The sequence below is a fragment of the Pseudoalteromonas sp. PAST1 genome (assembly GCF_021532515.1).
Taxonomy (GTDB): domain Bacteria; phylum Pseudomonadota; class Gammaproteobacteria; order Enterobacterales; family Alteromonadaceae; genus Pseudoalteromonas; species Pseudoalteromonas simplex.
On the sequence record NZ_JAKGBH010000096.1, the window covers coordinates 1 to 5,796 of the forward strand.

Consider the following 5,796-nt stretch of genomic DNA (forward strand, 5'->3'; position numbering starts at 1 on the left):
TGCTGAATTAGAGACATAAAAAATCCGATATTATTTCTAATATCGGATTTTGAAGCTATGAAAAGATCAGTCAAGTGATCATAAAAATATTCTTAACTGATCAGCATTACGCTATAGAGCGGCTTTTTCGTAACTTGTATAAATTAGGCCGTTGTAGGGCCTGAGCTTTCCCGTACTACTAATGAAGGGGTAAAGGTCGTGATGATGTCTTTATCTTGATTACGTGCACCACGGGTTTTTCTAAACAGTAAACGGGCTGCATGCTGCGAAATTACATCATTCGCCTGATGTGCTGTGGTTAGTTTAGGCCAAGTCTGACGCGAGAACGGTGAGTCTTCGAAGCCCGTAATTGATAGCTGCTGTGGAATTTCGATACCCATTAAGCGTGAGGCGAATAACGCGCCCGCTGCCATTTCATCGTTACCGCCAAGTAGGGCTGTGATGTTTTTCGGGTTATTCTCACCTAACAATGCTTTTGCGCCTTCTACACCTGATTCAAAAGAATACTGGCCTTCGTAGATGAGCGCGTCATGCAATGGAATGCTGTGATCTTTTAACGCGGCCTGATAACCCTCTAAACGTTCAGTTGTTGATTTATGCTCTTTGTCACCGCATAAAAAACCAATATTTTTATGGCCAAGCGACAGTAGGTGAGCGGTGATTTCGTACGCAGCTGCGTAATCGTTCACATAGATACAAGTGTCTTGGTCTTCTTCAGTAGGGCGGCCAGAGAGTACGCGAACATAATGAATGCCCATCTCATCTAGCATATCAATAATGCTATTTTGCTCTGACAGCGGTGGCGTTAATACAAGGCCAGCTAAGCGAGAGCGCTTGATCATGGTTTTAAAGTCTTCTTCCATGTTGCCATCCAGATAGTTACATGGATGAATAACCAGCTCATAGCCTTCTTCTTTACAACGCGACAACACACCGTTTTGCATGTCGATGACATAATAAGCATTCGGGTTGTCATAAACTAAACCAACAGTAAAAGACGATGTGCCTGCTAGGTTACGAGCAGCAAGGTTTGGTTGATAGTTTAACGTGTTAACAGCGTCCATCACTATATCGTACGTTTTTTTTCTGACCGATGGCTCTTTATTAATCACTCGTGAAACGGTTTTCATTGAAACACCTGCGAGCTTGGCTACATCATTAATGGTTACTTTCATACTGTTGCTTTATAGTTGGTTATATTTGTATTATAATATTATCGTTCAGGTATTCACCAGACGCTTTTTCTTATATGTACATCTATATTTAATATAAGTTAGTTAGTGTATCTAATGTTCTACCAAATTAGCAGTAAAATAATTGAGATAATTTTTATGATACCGGTGTCAAAAGAGAAAAATTGCGCTATTATCTCGACTATAAAATGTAAAAGTGGAACATTGACAGCGTTGTCATTTTAACTTTGTGTTGATTTCACACCGTGTTTTTAATTGCTGTCTTTATTCAATATAATAAAAAGATAGTTAAGAATCAGTTTGTTGCAAGTTTTGAAGGGGATTAAATATATGAGCAGCCGTTCGCAATTAGCTAGTTGGCAAGCACTATCTGAAAGTGCCAAGAAGATGAAACAAATTCATCTTAAAGATTTATTTGCCAAAAATAGCACGCGTTTCGAGCAATTCTCTGCTCAGATCCCGGGTGTATTATTCGATTACTCGAAACAACAAATTGATAAAACTGTTTTTGAACAATTAATTGCTTTAGCGAAAGAGTGTGATATTAGCGCATGGCGCGAAAAAATGTTCAGTGGTGAGAAAATTAACATTACTGAAGACCGTGCTGTACTTCATACTGCTTTACGTAACCGCGCTAACACAGCTGTAATGGTTGATGGCGAAAACGTAACAGATGCTGTTAACGCTGAGCTTGCTAAAATGAAAGCCTTTGTTGGTAAGGTACGCAGTGGTGAGTGGTTAGGCTACACAGGAAAAGCAGTAAAAGATGTGGTTGCAATTGGTGTCGGTGGTTCAAATCTAGGCCCACAAATGGCAACAGAAGCGCTTGCTGCTTATGCTGATGGCACATTAAATGTGCATTATGTATCAAATGTTGATGGTGTTCAGATTGCATCTGTTTTACAAGGTTTAGACGTTGAGACAACGTTATTTGTTATCTCGTCAAAAACGTTTACCACCTCAGAAACCATGACTAACGCTAAATCGGCTGTTGAGTGGTTTTTACAAACGGCACAAGCGCAAGAGCACATAGCTAAGCACTTTGTAGCTGTAAGCACCAATTTAGAAAAAACAGCGGCCTTTGGTATCGCTGATGAAAACGTATTCACAATGTGGGATTGGGTAGGCGGTCGCTTTTCTTTATGGAGTGCGATAGGATTACCAATCGCCCTGTACCTAGGCTTCGACGCGTTCGAAGAGATCCTAGAAGGTGCGTTTGAAATTGATGAGCATTTTAAAAATGCTGAATTTGAAAATAACGTACCATTATTAATGGCGCTTTTAAGTGTTTGGAACACAAGCTTTTTAGGTTATACAGCGCAAGCTATTTTACCGTATGATCAAGCACTACACATGTTACCCGCGTATTTACAGCAAGGTGAGATGGAAAGTAACGGTAAGCATGTTACTTTTGCAGGTGAAACGGTTCCTTACACGACGGTTCCAATTATTTGGGGTATGACAGGTATTAATGGTCAACATGCTTTTTACCAATGTCTACACCAAGGTAATGTAATTGTACCTGCAGACTTTATTGCTTCAATTGAGCCGCAAGTCAATGTAGGCAAGCACCATGATATTTTATTATCAAACTTCTTTGCACAAACCGAAGCGATGATGGCCGGTGTTGATGCAGAGCAAGTAACTGCAGATTTAACCGCAAAAGGTAAATCTGAAGCAGAAATCTCAGAATTATTGAATCACAAGATTCACCAAGGCAATCGCCCAACAACGTCAATGTTATTAGATAAAGTTGATGCGAAAACGGTAGGACGATTAATTGCGCTTTATGAGCACAAGATCTTCTGCCAAGGCATTATTTTAGAAATCTGTTCATTTGACCAATGGGGTGTAGAGCTAGGTAAGGGACTTGCCTCTAAAATTGAAGCTGAATTATTTGATGATGCAGTCAGTCATCCACATGATAGTTCAACCAAGGGACTGATCGCTTACTATAAGACACATCGTAAGCAGTAAAAGATTCGCAGTATTAGCTGCAAACCGAATACCTTTGAACGGGTAGCGCTGGAGTTCTTAGGGCCTGTATTTTTGTGAGAGGATTTACAGAGCCCCTAAGACTCATTTACTTCAGCCAACATAAAAAGAATGAGTAAGCTACTTACAAACAAATTCAACAGGCTTTGTTAAAGGATATTGTCTAACAGGCCACATCAACCAGATAACAACACGCACTGCCATATTGCATGAATTGGATGAACATGGCATTGCCAATGTAGAGAGTGATATATGTTAAATCCATTTGATATCGTAATTTTTGGGGGCGGCGGTGATCTTGCGTTACGTAAGTTACTTCCTGCAATGTATCGCGCTTATCAAGAGGGCAACCTTCCTCAAGGTTCTCGTATCCTTCCTACGGTACGTGAAGAAAGCAAACGTAAAGAATACATCGAAACAGCACATAAAGCGTTACAAGACTTTTTAGGTAAAGGTGAGTACAACGCAAAAGATTGGAAAGCGTTTTCAGCTTACCTTGTGCCAGTTGTATCAAATGTGACTGAAGCAGATGATGACTGGGACAAATTAAGAGATATTCTTGATGAACACGACGCTGACAAGTCTCGTGTTTTTTACCTTTCTTTACCACCTGCAGTGTATGGTAGCTGCTGTGAAATCTTATCAAAGAAAGGTCTAATCACAGAAACATCTCGTGTTGTTGTTGAAAAACCGATTGGTTACTGTGGTGAATCTGCTGAAGCAATCAATGCAAAAATTGCTGAATACTTCAAAGAAGAGCAAGTATTCCGTATTGACCATTACTTAGGTAAAGAAACAGTACAAAACTTAATGGCACTACGTTTTTCAAACTCATTGTTTGAAAACCTGTGGGATGCAAAATCAATCGATAACATCCAAATTAGCTTATCGGAAACAGTGGGTCTAGAAAGCCGTGCTGGTTTCTACGATAAAGCGGGTGCATTACGCGATATGGTACAAAACCACTTGCTACAATTACTTTGTTTAGTGGCAATGGAATCACCAAATAAACTAAACGCAAACAGCATCCGTACTGAAAAACTAAAAGTACTTGAGTCGTTACGTCCGTTAGTGGCTGAAGATGTTGATGCAAACATTGTACGTGGTCAGTACGTACCAGGTAACTTAGACGGTAAAATCGTCCCTGGTTACTTAGAAGAATTAAACGAAGGTGCGAGTAAAACAGAAACTTTTGTTGCTATTCGTGCGCACATCGATAACTGGCGCTGGGCTGGCGTGCCTTTCTATCTTCGTACTGGTAAACGTATGAAAAAGCGTTGTGCTGAAATCGTTGTTGAATACAAAAAAGTATCTCACAACGTTTATACCGACAACGTAGGTAACATTGAGCCAAATCGTCTTGTTATTCGTCTGCAACCAGAAGAAACAATTCAATTAACACTGATGTCTAAGCGCCTTGATAACCTTGAGATGCAATTAGAACCAGTAACCATGAACATTGAGTTATCGCAAGCGTACAGTAATGGTTTTCATTCAGATGCCTATAAGCGCTTAATGTTAGATGCCGCAGCAAACAACCCGTCGCTGTTTATTCACCGTGATGAAGTGCGTCAAGCATGGAAATGGATTGACCCAATCATCGAGCGTTGGCAAGAAAAAGGTGCACCATCGTTATACCGCGCTGGTACGTGGGGCCCTGAAGATGCAGATGAGCTTTTAGAAGAAAACAACCACGTTTGGTTTAACACAGGCGATAAGGCGTAATTAAGATGGCAACAATTGTTGAAAAATTCTTTGCAAACAAAGACGAATTAACAGCTGAACTTTCTTCAAGCCTTGAACAAAGCCTTGTTGCTGGTATTAAAGAAGATGGCCGTGCGGTATTGATGGTGTCGGGTGGCTCATCGCCAGCACCTGCTTATAAGCACTTATCAAACCTTGAACTTGATTGGGCAAGCATTGATGTTGCTATGGTTGATGAGCGTTGGGTTGATGCTGATCATGAAAAAAGTAATGAAGCATTTATCAAAAGCACGCTATTACAAAACCATGGCGCAGCTGCTAATTTCGTGACAATGAAAAATGACGCATTAACGGCGCAAAACGGTGTAGCTGAATGTGAAGCTGCATACAAAGCATTAAAGCGTCCTTTTGATGTGACGATTTTAGGCATGGGCCCTGATGGTCATACGGCTTCTCTTTTCCCTCATGCCGAAGGTCTTGAACACGGTCTAGCAACAGATGATTTAGTATGTGCAATTAATGCCATTGAAAGCGATGTAACAGGTAAAATCACTGAGCGTATGACGTTAACTTTATCTGCGATTGCAGATTCTAAAGTTGTGAAGCTTTTAATTAGTGGTGAAGAAAAACTCGCTGTTTACAAGCAAGCGAAAGAGGGCGGTGCAGTTGCTGACATGCCTTTACGTGCAGTATTGAATCACCCGCATATCAATATTGAAGTTTATTGGGCGCCTTAATCGCCCAATAAAACTCTATGCCAAAAGCGAGCTATTATGCTTAATGCCTGTCAGTTAAGAGCTGACAGGCATTTTTTGGGGCTTTCGTTCAGGGTATCGACTGGGTCTCTTTTTCACACATCTTGGATAATGTCTTTCTCTTCGCTCTGGCAGTACAAAGGTTTCAG

At 40.6% G+C, this 5,796-nt stretch carries 4 protein-coding genes; 3 read left to right on the top strand and 1 reads right to left on the bottom strand.

Going from position 1 to position 5,796, the window contains the following annotated elements; translation table 11 throughout:
- Nucleotides 1-143: 143 nt before the first annotated feature.
- Entirely contained in the window at nt 144-1,175 is a 1,032-nt protein-coding gene (locus L1272_RS22440) for a LacI family DNA-binding transcriptional regulator (protein WP_138600002.1), read from the bottom strand.
- 348 nt (nt 1,176-1,523) lie between these two features.
- Between L1272_RS22440 and pgi the strand changes: the two genes are divergently transcribed.
- The 3 genes from pgi (at nt 1,524) to pgl (ending at nt 5,629) form a co-directional block, all read left to right on the top strand.
- A complete protein-coding gene (gene pgi, locus L1272_RS22445) occupies nt 1,524-3,170 on the top strand; it encodes a glucose-6-phosphate isomerase (protein WP_235374320.1) in 1,647 nt (548 codons plus the stop codon).
- A 270-nt stretch (nt 3,171-3,440) separates the two neighbouring features.
- Nucleotides 3,441-4,913 carry a glucose-6-phosphate dehydrogenase gene (gene zwf, locus L1272_RS22450; protein WP_054553730.1) on the top strand — a complete coding sequence of 491 codons (1,473 nt, stop codon included), beginning with the start codon at nt 3,441-3,443 and terminating at the stop codon, nt 4,911-4,913.
- A gap of 5 nt (nt 4,914-4,918) precedes the next feature.
- Complete coding sequence (pgl, locus tag L1272_RS22455; RefSeq protein WP_138600000.1) at nt 4,919-5,629, top strand: 6-phosphogluconolactonase; 711 nt, start codon at nt 4,919-4,921, stop codon at nt 5,627-5,629.
- Nucleotides 5,630-5,796 lie beyond the last annotated feature (167 nt).